Annotated in this window: 17 protein-coding genes; 12 read left to right on the top strand and 5 right to left on the bottom strand. The window is 38.0% G+C overall.

The genetic code is table 11. The annotated features are described in order from the left end of the window. Window positions 1–11 precede the first annotated feature (11 nt). From egtB to EG358_RS16810, 3 genes are all read left to right on the top strand, one after another. On the top strand, window positions 12–1205 hold the full coding sequence (gene egtB, locus EG358_RS16820; protein WP_076561140.1) for an ergothioneine biosynthesis protein EgtB: 1194 nt from the start codon (window positions 12–14) through the stop codon (window positions 1203–1205). Window positions 1206–1394: 189 nt separating this feature from the next. Next, window positions 1395–1823: a hypothetical protein gene (locus tag EG358_RS16815; RefSeq protein WP_076561141.1), complete on the top strand. Its 429-nt coding sequence runs from the start codon at window positions 1395–1397 to the stop codon at window positions 1821–1823. Between the two features lie 476 nt (window positions 1824–2299). Further along, entirely contained in the window at window positions 2300–2491 is a 192-nt protein-coding gene (locus EG358_RS16810; RefSeq protein WP_076561142.1) for a cold-shock protein, read from the top strand. A gap of 79 nt (window positions 2492–2570) precedes the next feature. On the opposite strand, the gene EG358_RS16805 is transcribed toward EG358_RS16810, so the two are convergent. Then, window positions 2571–2855 carry a hypothetical protein gene (locus EG358_RS16805; protein WP_076561143.1) on the bottom strand — a complete coding sequence of 95 codons (285 nt, stop codon included), beginning with the start codon at window positions 2853–2855 and terminating at the stop codon, window positions 2571–2573. 160 nt (window positions 2856–3015) lie between these two features. Between EG358_RS16805 and EG358_RS16800 the strand changes: the two genes are divergently transcribed. The 8 genes from EG358_RS16800 (at window position 3016) to EG358_RS16765 (ending at window position 18165) form a co-directional block, all read left to right on the top strand. Beyond that, window positions 3016–4320, top strand: coding sequence for a DUF2254 domain-containing protein (locus EG358_RS16800; protein WP_076561144.1), 1305 nt, complete (start codon window positions 3016–3018; stop codon window positions 4318–4320). 673 nt (window positions 4321–4993) lie between these two features. Then, window positions 4994–5533, top strand: coding sequence for a phage tail protein (locus EG358_RS16795; protein WP_076561145.1), 540 nt, complete (start codon window positions 4994–4996; stop codon window positions 5531–5533). A gap of 53 nt (window positions 5534–5586) precedes the next feature. Next, window positions 5587–6126 carry a phage tail protein gene (locus EG358_RS16790; protein ID WP_076561146.1) on the top strand — a complete coding sequence of 180 codons (540 nt, stop codon included), beginning with the start codon at window positions 5587–5589 and terminating at the stop codon, window positions 6124–6126. Between the two features lie 35 nt (window positions 6127–6161). Beyond that, complete coding sequence (locus EG358_RS16785; protein WP_076561147.1) at window positions 6162–6704, top strand: phage tail protein; 543 nt, start codon at window positions 6162–6164, stop codon at window positions 6702–6704. Between the two features lie 56 nt (window positions 6705–6760). Then, window positions 6761–7882, top strand: coding sequence for an ABC transporter substrate-binding protein (locus EG358_RS16780; RefSeq protein WP_123890148.1), 1122 nt, complete (start codon window positions 6761–6763; stop codon window positions 7880–7882). Then, window positions 7882–8817, top strand: coding sequence for a formyltransferase family protein (locus EG358_RS16775; RefSeq protein ID WP_083677049.1), 936 nt, complete (start codon window positions 7882–7884; stop codon window positions 8815–8817). Before EG358_RS16780 ends, EG358_RS16775 begins: the two co-directional genes overlap by 1 nt. An 18-nt stretch (window positions 8818–8835) precedes the next feature. Then, window positions 8836–16752: a T9SS type A sorting domain-containing protein gene (locus tag EG358_RS16770; protein ID WP_115596468.1), complete on the top strand. Its 7917-nt coding sequence runs from the start codon at window positions 8836–8838 to the stop codon at window positions 16750–16752. Window positions 16753–17139: 387 nt separating this feature from the next. Then, a complete protein-coding gene (locus tag EG358_RS16765; RefSeq protein ID WP_076562712.1) occupies window positions 17140–18165 on the top strand; it encodes a L,D-transpeptidase in 1026 nt (341 codons plus the stop codon). Here EG358_RS16765 and EG358_RS16760 read toward each other — a convergent pair. From EG358_RS16760 to EG358_RS16750, 3 genes are all read right to left on the bottom strand, one after another. Beyond that, window positions 18162–18686 carry a hypothetical protein gene (locus EG358_RS16760; RefSeq protein ID WP_076562714.1) on the bottom strand — a complete coding sequence of 175 codons (525 nt, stop codon included), beginning with the start codon at window positions 18684–18686 and terminating at the stop codon, window positions 18162–18164. The genes EG358_RS16765 and EG358_RS16760 overlap by 4 nt on opposite strands. Window position 18687: 1 nt before the next feature. Further along, window positions 18688–20013: an aspartyl protease family protein gene (locus EG358_RS16755; RefSeq protein WP_076562716.1), complete on the bottom strand. Its 1326-nt coding sequence runs from the start codon at window positions 20011–20013 to the stop codon at window positions 18688–18690. Between the two features lie 85 nt (window positions 20014–20098). After that, window positions 20099–20737 (bottom strand): alpha/beta hydrolase, encoded by a 639-nt coding sequence (locus EG358_RS16750; protein ID WP_076562718.1) that lies wholly within the window; start codon window positions 20735–20737, stop codon window positions 20099–20101. Between the two features lie 218 nt (window positions 20738–20955). Here EG358_RS16750 and EG358_RS16745 point away from each other — a divergent pair, with 218 nt between their 5' ends. After that, entirely contained in the window at window positions 20956–21402 is a 447-nt protein-coding gene (locus EG358_RS16745) for a hypothetical protein (protein ID WP_076562828.1), read from the top strand. A 76-nt stretch (window positions 21403–21478) separates the two neighbouring features. On the opposite strand, the gene EG358_RS16740 is transcribed toward EG358_RS16745, so the two are convergent. Continuing rightward, a complete protein-coding gene (locus tag EG358_RS16740) occupies window positions 21479–21988 on the bottom strand; it encodes a hypothetical protein (protein WP_076562720.1) in 510 nt (169 codons plus the stop codon). Window positions 21989–22025: the final 37 nt, after the last annotated feature.

Raw genomic sequence — 22025 nt, 5'->3', positions numbered from 1 at the left:
AAATAATTCATATGAAACCAAATTCAACTATACTTACAGAAGAAATTGGCGTTAACAATTTTTTGAAACGTTATTCTGATATTAGAAATCATTCAGTTAAAATCTGCGAACCTCTGGAAATTGAGGATTATGTGGTGCAACCAATCGTTGATGTAAGTCCACCCAAATGGCATCTCGGCCATACAACATGGTTTTTTGAAACTTTTATTTTACAACCAAATTTTCCTGATTACAAGGTCTTCGATTCTCAATATAATTTTGTTTTCAACAGCTATTATGAGACGGTAGGAGCCAGAGTAATACGTACAGATCGAGGGAATCTGAGCCGTCCGTCTGTTGCTGATGTCTATAAATACCGAGAATATGTTGACGAAAAAATGAAAAACTTTCTTGAGAACGGTCTGTTGACAAAAGAGATAGAACCGCTATTGGAACTCGGTCTCAATCATGAACAGCAGCATCAGGAATTATTATTGACTGACATAAAATATATTTTGGGACACAATCCGCTTTTTCCGGCTTACAGAAAACAGCTTGATATAGAAAAGAAAGTTTACCGCAGTAAAGAAATGCTTAGTTTTTCAGAAGGTGTTTATGAAATTGGTTTTAATGGTACAGGTTTCTGTTTTGATAATGAGTTGGGAAGACATAAAGTTTATTTGAATGATTTTGAAATTTCAAGTGAAGTGGTCACCAATAACGAGTATTTAGAATTTATAGAAGCTGGCGGCTACCAAGATTTTAGATATTGGCATGCAGAAGGCTGGGATTGGGTAAAGCAGAAAGAAGCAAAATCTCCTTTGTATTGGCATTTGATTGATGGCAAATGGATGAATTATACTTTGGATGGTCTGAAAGAATTAGATTTAAATTCTGCAGTCTGTCATATTAATTTTTATGAAGCCTCAGCTTTTGCTTCCTGGAAGGGTATGCGTCTGCCTACTGAAGCAGAATGGGAAGTTGCCTCTAATCAATTGGAATGGGGAAATCGCTGGGAATGGACAAATTCTGCATATTTGCCTTATCCGGGTTTTACCAAAGAAGCAGGCGCTGTAGGTGAGTACAATGGAAAATTCATGGTTAATCAAATGGTTCTTCGTGGTGCATCTGAAGCAACCCCAAATGGACACAGTAGAAATACATATCGAAACTTTTTTCAAACAGATCTTAAATGGCAATATACAGGAATTCGACTTGCTCGTTAGTATTGATTTGACTCACTTATTTTAAGAAAACAATTGCTTTATGAGAGATTAAAAATAATAGCTTCTAAATTAATGTGTTAATTTTTTTTTATTGCATAGTGAACATATTTTATTTATTTTTGCATTCAAATCATTTATAAAGATAAATATAATAAGTATTATTACTTATAATATATAACAAATAGCAATATGAAAATTTCAAATAGTAAGTTCGTTAAGGCGGCGACCTATGTCCTGCTATTTATTTCTGTTTTACCGATTTTTGGTATTATTCTCTATAAACATATTTTTCTTGATTTATTTTTTTGCGGAGTTATAGTCCTTATTCTCACATTTCTAATAAGAATAAGGAGTACTGAAGTTGAAAATTCTGGAGGTTGCTTTACTGTAAGACAAATTCATCCATTTTCACCAAAAGGATATGTACGTCCGAAAGTTGAATTTCCAATTACTTTAATTCAACAGTTTATGATTAAAGAAGGATTCGTTAAAGATCATTTAAACCTAAAAATTCAGTCCCAAAGTTCAAGAAAGAGCATTCATGTGGATCTGGTTTTCTTTGATAGAAAGCAAATCAGAACATTGCAGTCTGCGATGCAAAGCCAATTGTCGTTTTAATATCGCTCTACTTTATAATCTTATCTTAAAATTTGTAATGTATTTTATCTTGTAAGTTTAGAAATTATCTAAGTTGCATTACAATCTCTCTTATCAATATTAATATAGATTCATAATTTTAATGGTCTCTTTTTTGCCATTAAAACGTTTTTCTTCGTTTTTATTTACTGCTCTTTCATTAAAATAAATAAATAATTGAAATTAATATTGTGAGTGTCATTTATTTAGCATACATTTGTAAAATAATAAGGCAACTGAATAATCTGTATTAGATTTAATACTAATCAGATTTTTAAATAGCCGATTAATTTTGTCATTAATATTTTAGGTGTACTGCCTTTTAAGAAGTTCGATTTTCACTCTTAAATTCTATTCATCCATTTTTTTTCTCTCAAAATTTATTATTGTTTTGATTTATAATCAAAATACTGGGATAATCCCTATAAAACAGAATACAATTTTTAATACATAATACAATGCAACAAGGAACAGTAAAATTCTTTAACGAAACAAAAGGATTTGGTTTTATTACTCCATCAGCTGGTGGTCAAGACATTTTCGTACACACTTCAGGTCTAATTGATAATATTCGTGAAAATGATGTCGTAACATTCGATTTACAAAATGGAAACAAAGGTGTTAATGCAGTTAACGTTAAAATAGCGTAACTTCAATTAATAACTATATAGTTATAAAGAGAGCAAATAATTTATTTGCTCTCTTTTTATTTTAAGAATCCAGCCACATTTAATATTGATTATCAAGTTTTGATTTAATATCGGCTAGGTCAAGAGCTATCTTTTCCAGTGAAGCTATTGTATTCCCTTCGTTGTCCTTTATTTTTCCTGAATTCATCAGGCTCTCGTAAAGGATCATATTTCTTTGAAATTCCAAAGCCTTTCCAGTGAAAAACTGATCGATTGCGCCTCCTTTGATAAATGGAACTTCTTTATCATCAAACGCATCCACCAGAAGCTGTTTCGTTTCTAACAAATCTTGTAATAAAATTTCTTTTGTTGATTTTTTAAGCATTTGTATTAAATTTTTATAACACTAAGTTACAAGAAAGAGTACAATCTGTCAAAAAAAATTCAATATAAACTAAACATCATTATCCTACGAATAAGTAATCAACATAAAAAGATAATTATCTAAACCACTAGAAATCATATCTTTTTAGTATATTCAGTTTATGAAAAAACTGCTTTTCTTTTGGAGTGAGTTAAAATCAACCTTTTGGTTTGTTCCGGTGATTATTATCGTTGGAGCCATATTTTTTGCAATTCTTATTTTAAGTATTGACGGAAATTTAGCATTAAAAAACGAAGGCATCAAAAGATTCTTTTTTATAGGAAGTTCAGCTTCAGCGAGGAGCGTACTTTCTACCATATCAGGAGCGATGATTGGGGTTGCGGGTACTGTTTTTTCTGTGACTTTGGTCGCTTTAACGCTTGCTTCCTCACAATTCGGACCCCGATTGATCAGAAATTTTATGTATGTACGATTAAATCAGGTAGTTTTAGGAACGTATATTTCAACATATATTTATTGCCTTATCGTATTAAATACAATAAAAGATACCGAAGATTACAAGTTTATTCCTTCATTATCTATCTTATTCTCCATTCTTTTTGCGGTGATGAATATTGTGCTGCTTATTATATTTATCCATCGTATTGCGATAAGTATTCAGGCCGATCATGTTATTTCGGAAATTTCTGTTTCCATCGGCAAAGAAGTCAAAAAATTATTTCCCGAAACTGAAGATGATAAGCAGGAAGAACCAATTATTGCTGATTTAAAAGAAGAAACCGCAATTTATCGGAAGGAAATATCTATTCCTGCCACTCAATATGGATATGTACAATATGTCGATATTGATGCTTTATTACAATTGGCTACAGAGAGTAAAAGCCTTATAAAACTCAATTATAGACCTGGAAGTTACATTGTAAAAGGAATTGATTTGGGTACTTTTTATTATCATGAGATTGAAGAAGATATTTTAGAAAAAATACAAAAGCAGTTTATTTTGGGAAGCGCAAGAACGTCACAGCAGGATATTGAATTGTCTATTCACCAGATGGTAGAAATTGCGGTACGAGCGTTGTCTCCGGGAGTAAATGATCCGTATACTGCGATTTCCTGTATAGATAATCTGACTTCCACACTGTGTTATCTGTCAACTAAAAAATTTCCGCCAAGCTATCGTTTTGATGACGAAGAAAATCTTCGCGTAATTACCAATGCATATGATTTTGAACTGGTTACTGATGTTGCTTTCAATCAGATAAGATTATATTCTTCCGGGAATACTGCCGTCGTTCTCAAATTAATGGATGCTTTGGTGCTTATACATAAAATGGTAAAAAACCAAAAATATAAAGACGCTGCAAAGAAACATGCAAGAAAGGTGCTCAATGTTGGTCAGCAGTGTATAAGCGATAAAGAGGATCTTGAAATTTTAACTGAAAAATCTAAGCAAATTCTCGGATAATCATTCTTTATAAATACCAAATTATTCGAAATTAAACTATTTTTTTTTAAAATCGGTGTCAAAATTCATAACGGATTAACTATTCAGTTTGGTCAAAATAAAAGACTTTGCTATACATTTTTATTGTTCTTTTTTGTGTGAAGATAAATCGATAAGTAAAATCAGTATAAATACGTACTTGTATATGTGTTGCAATTTCTAATTTTGACAATAATCATTTAACATAATAATACAGAGATAAATTCATCAATATTTTATTTGAAATAGATTAAAAGATTAGTATTAAACATTTATGATTTATTATATTATTATAATCAAAATAAATGTATATTTGTTAATGATTGTTAATTAATAATTTGTATTTGTTAATAATTATAAAAAAGATAAACCGACCGAAAACTAAGTTAACATGAAAAAAATTCTGCGAAAAATTCCCCTCTTAATTTAATGATCACTTATGTGTGAAATTTAAACACAGTACAGTCGCATGCTCTTCTATACATAGAAAATGTAGCATATTGCATATTGTTGTTTTGTACTCTCTCTATATCCCGATGAAATAATTCAAACCGGGAGTTATAGCTCTGTCAACTCTACTTGATGATCTCAAGAGTTTTAATCTATTCACTAAAGATAAAATTTATCATTTTCAATCAAAAAAAAACAAATAACTATGGAAGGAACAATAGGAGAAATCCGCCTTTTTGCCGCAAACTTTGCACCTAGAGATTGGTCGTATTGTAATGGTGCATTAATTGCAATCAGCGCAAACACCGCTTTATTCTCTATTTTGGGAACCACTTATGGAGGAGATGGAAAAGTCACTTTCGGATTGCCCAATCTTGCAGGAAGATCTGCTGTGGGAGCAGGGCAGGGACCGGGATTGTCTTACTACGCATTAGGTGAGATGACGGGGACAAATACTACAACACTTACAATTTCTAATCTTCCGCCGCATACTCATACTGCGGGAGGAAATATTGTGATTCCGGCATATTCGGAAGAGGGAGATTCTGCAACTCCTACAAATAATGTTTTGGCTTCAAAGGGATCTATGTATACATCTCAGGCAAGTGATTCTAGTACCAAAGCAACTCCTTTGAATATTCAAGTGGGAGTTACTGGCGGAAGCATACCTATTAATATTACTCAGCCTTCATTAGGAATGAATTATATTATTTGCATGTATGGAGTTTTCCCATCTAGAAGTTAATCTTAAGTCATTCTGAATTTTTTTAAACTAATAATAATTAAAACTAAAATACTATGGAAGGTTATATAGGAGAAATTCGATTGTTTGCGGGAAATTTCGCTCCACAAGGATGGTTTTTCTGCGACGGAACAGAATACAGCATAGCAAATTACTCTACACTTTTTTCAATCTTAGGAACTACTTATGGTGGTAATGGGCAAACTACATTTGGTGTACCAGATTTACGTGGTCGTGTTGCTGTAGGAACAGGACAGGGAGCTGGTTTACAAAATATTACATTGGGTCAGGTAGGAGGTACAGAAAATGTAACAATGAACACTTCACAAATGCCGATGCATACCCATAATGCAATGGCTACTATTGCATTTCCTGCTTTTTCAGAAGGAGGAGAAACGGGTTCCCCTTCGGGAACAATTTTAGGAGGACTTCAAGGTGCTTATGCTACTCAACCTGCAGATACAAATATTGCTCCGGCAACAGCTTCAGGGGCTTTATCTGCCGTAGGTAGCGGTAATCCTTTTGAAATTTTACAACCTGTTTTGGCTGCCAATTATATTATTTGCTGCGAAGGAATTTATCCAAGCAGACCATAATTAAGTAAATTTTTAATTCTAAAAAACTAATCATCATGGATGGAACAATGTCAGAAATAAGAATGTTTGCGGGAAATTTTGCTCCAAAATCTTGGGCTTTTTGTCAAGGGCAAACATTAGCAATCAATACAAATCAGGCTCTTTTTGCGCTTTTAGGAACCATGTACGGTGGAAATGGAGTTACAACATTTATGTTACCCAATTTTGCGGGTAGAACTGCTATGGGAACAGGAAGTGGAGCAGGAATTGATAACTGGACTCTTGGAGAGATCAATGGTACACCGACGGTGACGTTACTTACTCCCAATCTGCCTATGCACAATCATGCTTCCGGAACAGAAACAGCTTCTATTCAAACGTTTTCTGAAGGAGGTGATACAGGTTCTCCCTCAAATGCCACACTTGCATCATTACCAGGTTTATATTCAAGCCAACCTGCAGATACAGCATTAAGACCAATTACAACGGCATTCAGCTTAAGCGTTGCAGGAGGAAGCCAGCCTATTAGTATTCAGCAGCCGTTTTTAGGAATGAACTACATCATTTGTTTATACGGAATTTTCCCTTCAAGATCATAATTAATAATACAAAAGCCTCTGATAGTTTATTCGATTAGAGGCTTTATCGAAAAAATATGAAAATAGCTTTACTTTTACCACGATCTGTTATTTATCCTTCAATGTCTTTTGATATGATGGATGGCTTTAAGCATGCGTTAAAAAATATTGGCTTGGAAGGTCATCACGAAATCATTTCAGCGGGAATAGGTGTTGCCGCAAAACATGAAGAGATCTATGAACGTTGCGAGCAATTTCTTTTGGAAGGTGCGGATATTATCATTGGATATATTAATCCTATTTCAGCAGAGTTTATTCACCCGCTTTTCGAATCTTCAGGGAAAACGTTGCTTGTTTTAGACAGCGGATATCATTTTCCTGCTTTTCAGGGGAAACTTTCTAATGCATATTTTATTTCTCTTCAGGGAGGTTTGTGTACAAGGGTTATTACTCATAAAGCAATTGAAGATGGGCATAGAAATTTTGCATTTACGTGCTCTTTTTACGATGCGGGCTATCGTCCATCTTATATCTATCCAGCTGCTGTTGAAGAGAAAGGTGGTACCATAGGCTTTAATCATGTTACGTCTTTACGCCGTGAAGATTTCACTCTGGCTCCACTTACCGAATATCTTGAGCAGCAAAAAGAAACTGCAGTTCTTGCAACATTTTGTGGCGATATGGCAGATGATTTTTTCAGAGCCGGGAATAATCTTGTAAATAATCACTCGGTGTACGGAACGGGTTTCACATCCGATGAAGCTTGGCTTTCTAAAATGCCTTATCCTGGAAGCGAATGGAGTTCTTCCGTAGCTTGGTCTAAAACTTTAAAAACGCCTGAAAATGAAACTTTTGTAAGTATAATGAATAATATTAAAGAAGGTAAAGCCAATCTTTTCTCTTTATTGGGATGGGAAGCTGCTCTTTTTATTGCATTTGAAAACGAAAATTTCGATGGAATTACAATCAATTCGCCGCGCGGAAAAGTATATATGAACCCTGAAAATAGATTCACGGAAGCTTCGGTTTATTATGCAACAGTTTCAAAAGATGAAAATACAGGAAACAGCCTTCTGAAAGACGTTGAGGTTGCCTCGGTGACAGAATCTGAACGTGAAAGTTTAAATAATAATATTAAATACATTCAGAGTATTGAAGCTAATTCTTGGCTTAATGCTTATGCGTGTCTAGAATCATAATGACAGCATCCAAAATAGCAGTTTTATGCAACAATCGCATGGCTATTCCGGCTTTGCAGGCTTTAGCTTCGCAAGGTCGACTTTGTGCTTTAGGAGTACCTGAAGCAAATACAGATGTCATCGATTTTTGTTTAATGCTTTCAAAACAATCCGGAATTCCATTATTAATAATTAAAAAAGAAAATCTTTCTGCTCAGCTAGAAGAATTGATCACTAAAACAAATGCTCAATTTATTTTCACCATGACGTTTCCCTGGAAGATACCTGCAGAAGTTTTAAATAAACATCAGGGTAAATTCTACAATTTTCACTACGGATTATTGCCTGAAATGAGAGGCGCAGATCCTGTTTTTGAATCTATAAGAAGTGGTGCAAAAGAAACTGGGATTACCGTTCATGCCATTGAAAATAAAATTGATAAGGGTGCAATTATTTTGAAAAAAATTTTACCTCTTTCAATAAATATGACTCACGGTGTGCTTTGTACCAACTTGTCATGGCTGGGAGCAAATTTATTAAGTGAACTTTTAATCTTGTTGAAAAATGATTCTAAAGGCATAAAACAAGACGAAGTTAATGCTAAATATTTCGCAAAACCTGCAGCTGCAGATGTTTGTATTTCTTGGCAAAAGCATGATGCTAAAACCATCGAGGCTCTATCGAGAGCGTGTAATCCGTGGAATAAAGGAGCATATACACAATGGAATGGCTGGAATATAAGAGTGGTGGAAGCTACAGTAATTAATGAAACTTCACATCAGTCTGAGATTCCCGGAACTATTCTGTCGTTAGACGAAAATAATGGACTCATTGTGAAATGTAATAATGAAACTCAACTTAGATTAGATATCATCTACACAGATGAAGGATTTATGAGCGGTCACAAATTGTTTGCTTTTGGTATGAAAAAAGGCAGCCGGTTTGTGAATCTTTAACCTAAAAATGAATTAAATATGAAAAATTTTTATTCAAAAATCAAAACGCTGACAAAGGCGGTCCTCATAGCAGGATCGTCATTGTTGGGCTTTACAGCTAATGCGCAAACAACCCTCTTAGCAGGGGATATTGCGTTTACAAGCTATGATTCTACTCCTTTAGCAGGAGTGGGAGACAAGTTTTCTTTTGTTCTGCTTACAAATATTTCGGCAGGAACAACTATTAGTTTTACTGACAGGGGCTATAATGGCTCTGGATGGCAAGCTGCTGGAGGAACAGAATCTGCGATTACCTGGGTAAGTAGTACGGCAATTCCCATGGGAACAGAAGTACATATAGTAGGACTTGTAGCTTCCACTTATAACCCGGTAACCTGCACATCAGCTACAAATGGTACTGTTACACTTACTGATGGTTCGTCCACCAATGGTCTTTCATTAGCCAATACGGGGGATCAGATTATTGCATTTCAGGGAGGTAACGGAGTTATTACAGGAAGCGGAGCTTACTGTATTGCAGGAATTAACTACCTGTATTATCCAGGAGGAGGAACTACAACTGCAGGATGGAATGTTGGAGTTCCAGCAGGTCCCAATTCTTCATTAATGCCTCCCGGACTTATTGGAGGAACAAGTGCATTTTATACAGGGGCACAATCAGGAAATATTGTTGCTCAATCAGGAAAGTTTAACTGTACAGGTACACCAACTTCTACAGCGGCTTCAGTACGCTCGGCGGTAATGACTATGGGGAACTGGTCGCTTTTAGCTTCTGCAGGTACAATGGCATATTCAGGGTGTCAGTTTATCGGTAGTAACCCAGTAATTACAGGAAACCCACCAAACAGAACGCTCTGTTCTGGCGGAAACACAACGTTTTCTATTACTGCAACGGGAGCAACTTCTTATCAATGGCAACAAAATACAGGGAGTGGTTTTGTTGCTATACCTAATGGGGCGCCATTTTCAGGAGTTACCACAACTACGTTAACAATAACGGGAGTAACAGGAACAATGAGTGGATATCAATATCGTTGTGTTGCCACTAATTCTTCAGGATCTGCTACTTCAAATTCGGCGACCTTAACGGTCTCATCGATTTCTGGAAGTATTAGTAAAACAAATGTTTCATGTAATGGAGGTACCAACGGAACTGCCACAGTTACTGCGTCAGGAGGAATTGGACCTTATACGTATTCATGGTCACCAAGTGGCGGAACAGCAGCAACGGCTACAGGATTAGCCGCAGGAAATTATACTGTAACAATAACAGACATTATTGGATGTACAACTACAGCAACTGCTACAATCACTCAGCCGACTGCAATTTCAGGCACCACAGTAGTTACGAATATTGCATGTAACGGAGGTTCAACAGGAGCTATCAATTTAACACCAACAGGTGGATCAGCGCCTTATACGTTCAACTGGGGCGGAGGAATCACCACAGAAGACCGTACAGGATTATCTGCTGGAACTTATACGGTAACCATTACTGATGCCAACGGATGTTCGGGAACAGTAACGGCAACGGTGACTCAGCCAACGGCGATGAGTGCAACGGTTTCACAGACAAATGTATCATGTAACAGTGGCTCAAACGGAACCGCAGGAATTGTTGTAGCGGGCGGAACAGCACCATATACGTATTCATGGTCTCCAAGTGGTGGAACAGCAGCAACAGCTACAGGTTTACTTGCAGGAACGTATACCGTAACGGTAACCGATGCTAATGCATGTACGTTAACAAGAACAGTAACGATTACTCAGCCGACTGCAATTTCAGGCACCACAGTAGTTACGAATATTGCATGTAACGGAGGTTCAACAGGAGCTATCAATTTAACACCAACAGGTGGATCAGCGCCTTATACGTTCAACTGGGGCGGAGGAATCACCACAGAAGACCGTACAGGATTATCTGCTGGAACTTATACGGTAACCATTACTGATGCCAACGGATGTTCGGGAACAGTAACGGCAACGGTGACTCAGCCAACGGCGATGAGTGCAACGGTTTCACAGACAAATGTATCATGTAACAGTGGCTCAAACGGAACCGCAGGAATTGTTGTAGCGGGCGGAACAGCACCATATACGTATTCATGGTCTCCGAGCGGAGGAACAGCAGCAACAGCTACAGGTTTACTTGCAGGAACGTATACGGTAACGGTAACAGATGCTAATGCATGTACGTTAACAAGAACAGTAACGATTACTCAGCCGACTGCAATTTCAGGAACGACAGTAGTTACAAATATTGCATGTAACGGCGGTTCAACAGGAGCTATCAATTTAACACCAACAGGTGGATCAGCACCTTATACGTTCAACTGGGGCGGAGGAATCACCACAGAAGATCGTACAGGATTATCTGCTGGAACTTATACGGTAACCATTACTGATGCCAACGGATGTACAGGAACAGTAACGGCAACGGTAACTCAGCCAACGGCAATGAGTGCAACAGTTTCACAGACAAATGTTTCATGTAACAGTGGCTCAAACGGAACGGCAGGAATTGTTGTAACGGGCGGAACAGCACCTTATACATACGCATGGTCTCCAAGTGGTGGAACAGCAGCAACCGCTACAGGATTATTAGCAGGAACGTATACGGTAACAGTAACAGATGCTAATGCATGTACGATAACAAGAACAGTAACGATTACTCAGCCGACTGCAATTTCAGGAACCACAGTGGTTACAAATATTGCATGTAACGGCGGTTCAACAGGAGCTATCAACTTAACACCAACAGGTGGGTCGGCACCTTACACGTTCAACTGGGGAGGAGGAATCACCACAGAAGACCGCACAGGATTAGCAGCAGGAACGTATACGGTAACCATTACTGATGCCAACGGATGTACAGGAACAGTAACGGCAACAGTGACTCAGCCAACGGCAATGAGTGCAACAGTTTCACAGACAAATGTTTCATGTAACAGTGGATCGAACGGAACGGCAGGAATTGTTGTAACAGGAGGAACAGCACCTTATACATACGCATGGTCTCCAAGTGGTGGAACAGCAGCAACCGCAACAGGTTTACTTGCAGGAACGTATACTGTAACAGTAACCGATGCTAATGCATGTACGTTAACAAGAACAGTAACGATTACTCAGCCGACTGCAATTTCAGGCACCACAGTAGTTACGAATATTGCATGTAACGGAGGTTCAACAGGAGCTATCAATTTAACACCAACAGGTGGATCAGCGCCTTATACGTTCAACTGGGGCGGAGGAATCACCACAGAAGACCGTACAGGATTAGCAGCAGGAACGTATACGGTAACCATTACTGATGCCAACGGATGTTCGGGAACAGTAACGGCAACGGTGACTCAGCCAACGGCGATGAGTGCAACGGTTTCACAGACAAATGTATCATGTAACAGTGGCTCAAACGGAACCGCAGGAATTGTTGTAGCGGGCGGAACAGCACCTTATACATACGCATGGTCTCCAAGTGGTGGAACAGCAGCAACCGCTACAGGATTATTAGCAGGAACGTATACGGTAACAGTAACAGATGCTAATGCATGTACGATAACAAGAACAGTAACGATTACTCAGCCGACTGCAATTTCAGGAACCACAGTGGTTACAAATATTGCATGTAACGGCGGTTCAACAGGAGCTATCAACTTAACACCAACAGGTGGGTCGGCACCTTACACGTTCAACTGGGGAGGAGGAATCACCACAGAAGACCGCACAGGATTAGCAGCAGGAACGTATACGGTAACCATTACTGATGCCAACGGATGTACAGGAACAGTAACGGCAACAGTGACTCAGCCAACGGCAATGAGTGCAACAGTTTCACAGACAAATGTTTCATGTAACAGTGGATCGAACGGAACGGCAGGAATTGTTGTAACAGGAGGAACAGCACCTTATACATACGCATGGTCTCCAAGTGGTGGAACAGCAGCAACCGCAACAGGTTTACTTGCAGGAACGTATACGGTAACAGTAACCGATGCTAATGCATGTACGTTAACAAGAACAGTAACGATTACTCAGCCGACTGCAATTTCAGGCACCACAGTAGTTACGAATATTGCATGTAACGGAGGTTCAACAGGAGCTATCAATTTAACACCAACAGGTGGATCAGCGCCTTATACGTTCAACTGGGGCGGAGGAATCACCACAGAAGACCGTACAGGATTATCTGCTGGAACTTATACGGTAACCATTACTGATGCCAACGGATGTTCGGGAACAGTAACGGCAACAGTGACTCAGCCAACGGCGATGAGTGCAACGGTTTCACAGACAAATGTATCATGTAACAGTGGCTCAAACGGAACCGCAGGAATTGTTGTAGCGGGCGGAACAGCACCTTATACATACGCATGGTCTCCAAGTGGTGGAACAGCAGCAACCGCTACAGGATTATTAGCAGGAACGTATACCGTAACGGTAACAGATGCTAATGCATGTACGATAACAAGAACAGTAACGATTACTCAGCCGACTGCAATTTCAGGAACCACAGTGGTTACAAATATTGCATGTAACGGCGGTTCAACAGGAGCTATCAACTTAACACCAACAGGTGGGTCGGCACCTTACACGTTCAACTGGGGAGGAGGAATCACCACAGAAGACCGCACAGGATTAGCAGCAGGAACGTATACGGTAACCATTACTGATGCCAACGGATGTACAGGAACAGTAACGGCAACAGTGACTCAGCCAACGGCAATGAGTGCAACAGTTTCACAGACAAATGTTTCATGTAACAGTGGATCGAACGGAACGGCAGGAATTGTTGTAACAGGAGGAACAGCACCTTATACATACGCATGGTCTCCAAGTGGTGGAACAGCAGCAACCGCAACAGGTTTACTTGCAGGAACGTATACTGTAACAGTAACCGATGCTAATGCATGTACGTTAACAAGAACAGTAACGATTACTCAGCCGACTGCAATTTCAGGAACCACAGTGGTTACAAATATTGCATGTAACGGCGGTTCAACAGGAGCTATCAACTTAACACCAACAGGTGGGTCGGCACCTTACACGTTCAACTGGGGAGGAGGAATCACCACAGAAGACCGCACAGGATTAGCAGCAGGAACGTATACGGTAACCATTACTGATTCCAACGGATGTACAGGAACAGTAACGGCAACGGTAACTCAGCCAACGGCGATGAGTGCAACGGTTTCACAAACAAATGTTTCATGTAACAGTGGAAGTAACGGAACAGCAGGAATTGTTGTAACAGGCGGAACAGCACCTTATACGTATTCATGGTCTCCAAGCGGAGGAACAGCAGCAACCGCAACAGGATTATTGGCTGGAACATACACTGTAACGGTAACAGATGCTAATGCATGTACAATCACTAGAACAGTAACGATTACTCAACCGACTGCAATTTCAGGAACTACAGTGGTTACGAATATTGCATGTAACGGAGGTTCAACAGGAACTATCAATTTAACACCAACAGGTGGATCAGCACCTTACACGTTCAACTGGGGCGGAGGAATCACCACAGAAGATCGTACAGGATTATCAGCAGGAACTTACACCGTAACCATTACTGATTCCAACGGATGTACAGGAACAGTAACGGCAACGGTAACTCAGCCAACGGCGATGATTGCGACAGTTTCACAAACAAATGTTTCATGTAACAGTGGTTCAAACGGAACGGCAGGAATTGTTGTAACAGGCGGCACGGCACCTTATACGTATTCATGGTCTCCAAGCGGAGGAACAGCAGCAACCGCAACAGGATTATTGGCTGGAACATACACTGTAACGGTAACAGATGCTAATGCATGTACAATCACTAGAACAGTAACGATTACTCAACCGACTGCAATTTCAGGAACTACAGTGGTTACAAATATTGCCTGTAACGGCGGTTCAACGGGAGCTATCAACTTAACACCAACAGGTGGATCAGCACCTTACACGTTCAACTGGGGCGGAGGAATCACCACAGAAGATCGTACAGGGTTATCAGCAGGAACGTATACGGTAACCATTACTGATTCCAACGGATGTACAGGAACAGTAACGGCAACGGTAACTCAGCCAACGGCGATGAGTGCAACGGTTTCACAAACAAATGTTTCATGTAACAGTGGAAGTAACGGAACAGCAGGAATTGTTGTAACAGGCGGAACAGCACCTTATACGTATTCATGGTCTCCAAGCGGAGGAACAGCAGCAACCGCAACAGGATTATTGGCTGGAACATACACTGTAACGGTAACAGATGCTAATGCATGTACAATCACTAGAACAGTAACGATTACTCAACCGACTGCAATTTCAGGAACTACAGTGGTTACGAATATTGCATGTAACGGAGGTTCAACAGGAACTATCAATTTAACACCAACAGGTGGATCAGCACCTTACACTTTCAACTGGGGCGGAGGAATCACCACAGAAGATCGTACAGGGTTATCAGCAGGAACGTATACGGTAACCATTACTGATTCCAACGGATGTACAGGAACAGTAACGGCAACGGTAACTCAGCCAACGGCGATGATTGCGACGGTTTCACAAACAAATGTTTCATGTAACAGTGGTTCAAACGGAACGGCAGGAATTGTTGTAACAGGCGGAACAGCACCTTATACGTATTCATGGTCTCCAAGCGGAGGAACAGCAGCAACCGCAACAGGATTATTGGCTGGAACATACACTGTAACGGTAACAGATGCGAATGCATGTACAATCACTAGAACAGTAACGATTACTCAACCGACTGCAATTTCAGGAACTACAGTGGTTACGAATATTGCATGTAACGGAGGTTCAACAGGAGCTATCAATTTAACACCAACAGGTGGATCAGCACCTTACACGTTCAACTGGGGCGGAGGAATCACCACAGAAGATCGTACAGGGTTATCAGCAGGAACGTATACGGTAACAATTACTGACGCTAACGGATGTACAGGAACAGTAACGGCAACGGTAACTCAGCCAACGGCGATGAGTGCAACGGTTTCACAAACAAATGTTTCATGTAACAGTGGAAGTAACGGAACAGCAGGAATTGTTGTAACAGGCGGAACAGCACCTTATACGTATTCATGGTCTCCAAGCGGAGGAACAGCAGCAACCGCAACAGGATTATTGGCTGGAACATACACTGTAACGGTAACAGATGCGAATGCATGTACAATCACTAGAACAGTAACGATTACTCAACCGACTGCAATTTCAGGAACTACAGTGGTTACGAATATTGCATGTAACGGAGGTTCAACAGGAACTATCAATTTAACACCAACAGGTGGATCAGCACCTTACACTTTCAACTGGGGAGGAGGAATCACCACAGAAGATCGTACAGGATTATCAGCAGGAACTTACACCGTAACCATTACTGATGCTAACGGATGTACAGGAACAGTAACTGCAACAGTGACTCAGTCGAGTGCAGTTGCAGCTCCGACTGGTGCAGCAACGCAAAGCTTTAATGCAGGAGATACTTTGAGTGCTTTGGTAGTTGCCGGGCAGAACATCAAGTGGTATGCTTCAGCTACAGACGCTGCTAACCATACAGGAAGTTTACCAACAACCACAGTGATTGTAAATAATACAACTTATTATGCAACTCAAACGGTGGGAGTTTGTGAATCGACAGTTTCATTGGCAGTTCTTGCTTACAATGCGAGTTTAAGTGTAGGTAACGCTACAAAACCAAAATCAGAGATGCAAATCTATCCTAATCCGGTAATGGATATCCTTAACATAAGTGGAGAGGAGAAAATTACAAAATTAGCTATTTACTCTGCAGATGGTAGAAAAGTTACCGAGAAAACATTATCGAAAAATGAAAGAAGCATTAATGTTCATTCATTAGTTCAGGGTGTTTACTTGATTCAGGTATTTACCAAAGATGATGTAAAAACATTTAAGTTTATAAAAAGATAAATTTAATTATTAATTAATCTCATAACTTAATGATCAGCCAGTAGCAATTAATTGCTGCTGGCTTTTTTATATAGGCTCAGAAAAAATCAAATAAACATTAAAAGATACAATGGAATATCTATCATATTTTACAAAAAGTGCTTCGTAAAACCTATATAGTTTTTAAAAGTGATCAGTAAATAGTCAAGCAATCAAGAAAAGAAGGGATGAAAATTACATTTTGCTAACTTCATTTATTCTAAATCAATTATTGATTGCAGAAAATTATTATCGGAATAATTTTTTCTGTAAATTTATTCAAGACTTGTAGAATTAAAAGTCCTGGGTTTTTAAAATTTAGGTCTGATATTTGTAAGGCTATATCAGACTGAATGAACTATTATATTTATGAAAAAACTAACTTTGAAAAAATCAATATTTTACACTTTATTATTCGCATTAAGCCTTGCTTCCTGTAAAAAAGAAGAGGCGGTAGATCAAAATCAGCAACAGACCTCAACTGCAGAGGATATTGCAAAAAGTACAGCCGATCCCGATTCTATAAAAACAAAACCTGTAGAAGAATCTGCCCCGCCAATGATGCAGGAGAACGGATTTTACAATGCATTTGCGATTCCCAAAGATAAAAAGCTGAGGGATTCTCTGTATGCAGTTTTCAGTAAAAAATATACCGAAAGAGAGCGTTATGCAATTTTAGCATTAAACCGATTAGATTCTAAAAGCAAATGGAATTCTGATACACTGGTGGTTCCTGCAAAAATAGATACCACTTTAATGGCATATTCACCTTTCCCGATGCAGCTTGATGTGTTGAGCGATGTAAAAAAGTTTGTCATCTTTTCATATCCTATTCAGGCGTATGGAGTGTATTCAAATGGTGCTTTGGTAAAATGGGGGCCAACAAGTATGGGTAAAAAGTCGGCTCAGACCGACAGAGGCCTTATGTTTGCCAATTGGAAAAAGAAACTTGCCATTTCAACTGTAAAAAGTGAATGGAAACTTCCTTATAATTTTAATATTCACAATACTCACGGAATAGGATGGCATCAATATGATCTTCCGGGTTATCCGGCATCACATTCTTGTCTGAGATTATTGATGAAAGATGCAATCTGGTTATATAACTATGCCGATACATGGATTTTAAATCCGGGTGGAGCCACCACAAAGGCGAAAGGAACACCGGTAATGGTTTTCGGAGATTACGGATGGGGGAAAAGAAAGCCTTGGAGAAATCTTCTGAACGATCCCAATGCCAACAATATTTCCGTTGAAGAAATGACAAAACTGATTCAGCCGAACGTTGAAAAAATGATTTTCGAACAGACTAATCGTGAAAAAGTAGCCGATTCTATAAAATTGGCTAAAGCTACACCAGCGCCTGTTCAGGAAACAGAATTTTCAGAAAACTAAACTAATTTTTCGAATTTTAAAGTAGACTCCTCCGCAAATTTGCGGAGTTTTTTCATTTCAGCTTTAGCCTTACTTTGTCCGAATCTTGCTGCTGCATAAGTAACGGCAATAAAGAAAAGCATTACAAATGAAGCATGTAGCGCCCACGGATATTCGTGGCTGTTGATTTGGTTTTCTACATAATACATCGTGAAAAAAGTCATCCACGAAATTGAAAACAGGAAATAAAGAAACATAAAAAATGTCCAGACTGCAGAACTGGGACCAAAGACGCCTCTTATAACCGTAACTTCTTCATCAAGCTCGGTTCGGAGGGCTAAACAAGGTTTCCAATAATTATCATCTTTGGTTAAAACAGAAATGGTTGCAACCTCGGTGTTTACATTCCCTGTAAACTCGTCCTGATGCTCAGTCAAATATTTTTTCAGATTTTCGGCATACGTTTCCTTACTGAGATGCGTATACATTTTAAATCTTGGGCGGGTTCTTATTTTATCTAAAGTTGTTTCTTTTGTTTCCATATTATTCTTGATAGGGAATTGGGTCTTCTAAGGTAAAAGAAAATTTCAGTTCCAGGCCTTTTCTGTTTACAGTGATATAGATAGTTTTTCCTTCATCAGATTTCATCATTTCCATAATTTTATTTAGCGTCATCTCTGAAGTTTTTTTACCATTGATAATGATCAGTTGATCATCTTTTTTCAAACCGGCTTTACCTGCAGGAGAATCTTTTCGTACGCCGGCTATTGAAAACAATGGTTTTAAAATAAATTTATACTGAAGATTACTATTGTATGTTTGAATATCACCTGATGTAGATTTTTCATTTAGCGTTCTGAAAGTTAAATAATCTTTTTCCCATTGCAGCCCGTCTTGTTTAAAATCGAGCCCGCTCATATTAAAATGAAAAGGGTCTTGATATCGATTATTTTTTCGAAGATAGATCTTTTCGTTTTTATAATCAAAAGCAACAGTGAATCTACTCATAATTTCTCCACCGATGGAGCCTTTTCTGTCTTTGGCTAAATTAAGATGCTGAATAGAAAACTCATCGGGCATTGCAGTCAGCGGTTTTTCAAACTTAAAATTTCCAAGATGAAGCTGATGAATTCTGCTTCTTTTCCCATAAATATCACCATTAAATCCTCTCCCTAAAAAGTCTTCAATATTGGGTCTGTTGTACACAAAATCTTTTATTAAAGTAGGAAATAGCCAGATCGCATCACTATTCCCAATATCAATAAGCATTTTCGACGGTTTTTTTTCGCTGGTCATTTCGACATCAGCAAAAATGTAAGGTTTGTTTTTTTCAATTGAAATGGTGAATTCTTCAAATTTTCTAATTTTCTTTTCAAATAGTTTGCGGTCTTTGAAAACGGTAATTTTTTTTGAACTGTAATCTATAATGATCGGGTAGTCTTTAAAAAAATGATATCCCATAAATCCGTTCACAGGAATTCCGATGTGTGAGGAAATATTGAATTCCTCATCTTGGATAATGTAGAGCATCAGAGAATCATTAACTAAGTTTTTACCGATTTTACCGGTATTGAGATCAGATTTAAAACCTTCAATACTTCTGTTGCCGCCCAGCCCGGAAAACTTCATTTTTTCCATTTGGCTTAGCTTTATTTCTTTGTCTTCGAGACTGAAAATTGTGTTTTCTGTTACACCGCTATCAAGCATAAACGTGAGCTCGGCTCCATTGATATTGATCGGAATGAAGATTAAATTATTGATTAATTTAAAAGGAATAACGACTTTACTTCCGTTTTTAATTTCAAACCTGTTCTGTGCATTCATCAAAATGCCCAATAGTACGATTGATATTAAAAACCTGAATTTCATTCATTGAAATTAGTGAAATATATGATATGGTACAAAAAAAACATTCTTTAGGAAGAATGTTTGGTATTTTGAGAATCGTTAATTGTTATTTTGAGAAAAATTCCATCAAATCGATGTAGTTTTTTTGATTGACACCATGGCCGCTCATATATTCTCTGAATGTAAAGTAACAGCTCAGATCATACAGAAGATCTGCAGCTTTTCTACCCCATTCCATAGGGATAATGGCATCATCTGTACCATGAGAAACAAAGAAACGGAGATTTTCTAGTTTCTTTTTATCTTTCACAATATCAGTAAGTAATTTTTCTTCCGGATAGGTACTCAGACAGGCTACATAGTTGAAAAGATCGGGATATTTTAAAGCTAAACTGTAACACAAAATTCCACCTTGGCTAAAGCCGCAGAGATGGGTTTTATTTCTGGTGAGACCATATTTGTTGGTAATTGCCATGATGTTTTCTAAAACACTTTCAAGAACTTCTTTTGCCTGATCGAGATCAATAAATTGTTCAGGATTGTTAAAATCGATATCAAACCAAGAATATCCTTCAAACTGAGTGGGTTTCGGAGCTCTGAAGCTCACAATAATCCAGTCTGCAGGAAGACTTTCTCTGAAGCTGAAAAGATCTTGCTCATTGCTGCCATAACCGTGAAGCATGAAAAGAATGGGGGTAATCGAACTAATGTTTTCGGGTTCTCTTACGATGTAATCTAAATTCATCTTGCAAAGATAATAATATTGAGATTTTAAATTAATAATTTAAACCGAAAAGCTTGTAAAGTATCAAATATGGTAAAGAATCTCTATCCTAAAAGGTATACGGAGTCTTTTGTTGATTTGATATTATTTGGAAATATATGTTGGAAAATTTTCATAATAATTATTTTTATATTGATAAAAAACCTATATTTGAACCATTAAAAAATCTATTTGGAGAAATGAAGCAATTTTACAAATCAAAAAATTTACTTAGACTTTCATTTTTAGCAGTGATATTATTTTCAGCAGCTTCTGTTTTTAATTCTTGTAAAGATGATGATGACGAAGACCAGTTTCAGGATCACTTGGTACAGTTTGAAGCAAAAATTATTAATGGTGGTACAGCTCCCACTCCTCCTGTTAGTACTTTCAAAACGATTATTACGCAGGTAGGAACAAAACAGGAAACATTGTATGATTCTCCTGGTTTGGTTTGGACAAGCGGTGAGTTTTTTGTAAACTCTAGCCAGTCACAATTAAATTTAGCTGCCAATGCCAACCTTTTAAATGCTGATTCTAAACTGATCATATCAATCTATATAGATGGTGAGGTTGCAGAAACAGACACTATACAAGGAAGCGGAACCAAAGAAGTTGCGGTAGCACACAGTTTCCTAGAATTATAATTAATATTAATTTTATTATACGAAAAAACACCTCTGTACTGCAGAGGTGTTTTTTATTGGTATTTTTTTCAAAAAATTATCTCAAACTTCTTACATTCACCTCCGGTTTTTCGCCTTGAGGAACAATAAAGATAGCATTATCAGTAATAGTTTCTCCGGAATCAAAATAATAACTACCGATCACAGGCAAGATGTTGGTAACCATTTTTCCCGATTTGTCGTAAGCGGTGTACGATGCATTTATCAACTGAGTTTTCATTTTAAGCTGAATCTTTTTTGAAGTTAGTTTTGCTCCTGTAGCGTTCACGCAATCGAGTTCTACAATTCCGGTATCCATTACAATTTGTGGGTAAGAGGTAAGTCTGATATTGTAAGATTTATCAGACGTGTTTTTTACCGAAGCCGACACTTTGTAGCGGTCAAAAGTTTTTCCGCCAACTTGTACACTTTCTTTGTTGGTAATATTAAAGCTCACTTTCATTCCGTTTACATCCGCAGTTTCACCATCAGAGATTTTCTGGGCTTTTGCAAAATTTTCGAAGCTTAAAAATGTGAGTACAAAAAGGAGAAGAATTGAGTTTTTCATAATAAGATTTTGAATGATTAGTAATATAAATTTACAA

Origin of the sequence: Chryseobacterium indoltheticum, from assembly GCF_003815915.1 — a bacterium.
Classification (GTDB): Bacteria; Bacteroidota; Bacteroidia; order Flavobacteriales; family Weeksellaceae; genus Chryseobacterium; species Chryseobacterium indoltheticum.
Note: the sequence above shows the minus strand (reverse complement) of the source record. Positions and strands in the feature narration are given on the sequence as shown.

Bases quoted from the DNA above. Each gene is read 5' to 3' on its own strand.
- EG358_RS16780 (WP_123890148.1), top strand. From the start codon at position 6,761: ATGAAAATAGCTTTACTTTTACCACGATCTGTTATTTATCCTTCAATG.
- EG358_RS16815 (WP_076561141.1), top strand. From the start codon at position 1,395: ATGAAAATTTCAAATAGTAAGTTCGTTAAGGCGGCGACCTATGTCCTG.
- EG358_RS16785 (WP_076561147.1), top strand. From the start codon at position 6,162: ATGGATGGAACAATGTCAGAAATAAGAATGTTTGCGGGAAATTTTGCT.
- EG358_RS16745 (WP_076562828.1), top strand. From the start codon at position 20,956: ATGAAGCAATTTTACAAATCAAAAAATTTACTTAGACTTTCATTTTTA.
- EG358_RS16755 (WP_076562716.1), bottom strand. From the start codon at position 20,013: ATGAAATTCAGGTTTTTAATATCAATCGTACTATTGGGCATTTTGATG.
- EG358_RS16775 (WP_083677049.1), top strand. From the start codon at position 7,882: ATGACAGCATCCAAAATAGCAGTTTTATGCAACAATCGCATGGCTATT.
- egtB (WP_076561140.1), top strand. From the start codon at position 12: ATGAAACCAAATTCAACTATACTTACAGAAGAAATTGGCGTTAACAAT.
- EG358_RS16740 (WP_076562720.1), bottom strand. From the start codon at position 21,988: ATGAAAAACTCAATTCTTCTCCTTTTTGTACTCACATTTTTAAGCTTC.
- EG358_RS16765 (WP_076562712.1), top strand. From the start codon at position 17,140: ATGAAAAAACTAACTTTGAAAAAATCAATATTTTACACTTTATTATTC.
- EG358_RS16770 (WP_115596468.1), top strand. From the start codon at position 8,836: ATGAAAAATTTTTATTCAAAAATCAAAACGCTGACAAAGGCGGTCCTC.
- EG358_RS16760 (WP_076562714.1), bottom strand. From the start codon at position 18,686: ATGGAAACAAAAGAAACAACTTTAGATAAAATAAGAACCCGCCCAAGA.
- EG358_RS16810 (WP_076561142.1), top strand. From the start codon at position 2,300: ATGCAACAAGGAACAGTAAAATTCTTTAACGAAACAAAAGGATTTGGT.
- EG358_RS16795 (WP_076561145.1), top strand. From the start codon at position 4,994: ATGGAAGGAACAATAGGAGAAATCCGCCTTTTTGCCGCAAACTTTGCA.
- EG358_RS16750 (WP_076562718.1), bottom strand. From the start codon at position 20,737: ATGAATTTAGATTACATCGTAAGAGAACCCGAAAACATTAGTTCGATT.
- EG358_RS16790 (WP_076561146.1), top strand. From the start codon at position 5,587: ATGGAAGGTTATATAGGAGAAATTCGATTGTTTGCGGGAAATTTCGCT.
- EG358_RS16800 (WP_076561144.1), top strand. From the start codon at position 3,016: ATGAAAAAACTGCTTTTCTTTTGGAGTGAGTTAAAATCAACCTTTTGG.
- EG358_RS16805 (WP_076561143.1), bottom strand. From the start codon at position 2,855: ATGCTTAAAAAATCAACAAAAGAAATTTTATTACAAGATTTGTTAGAA.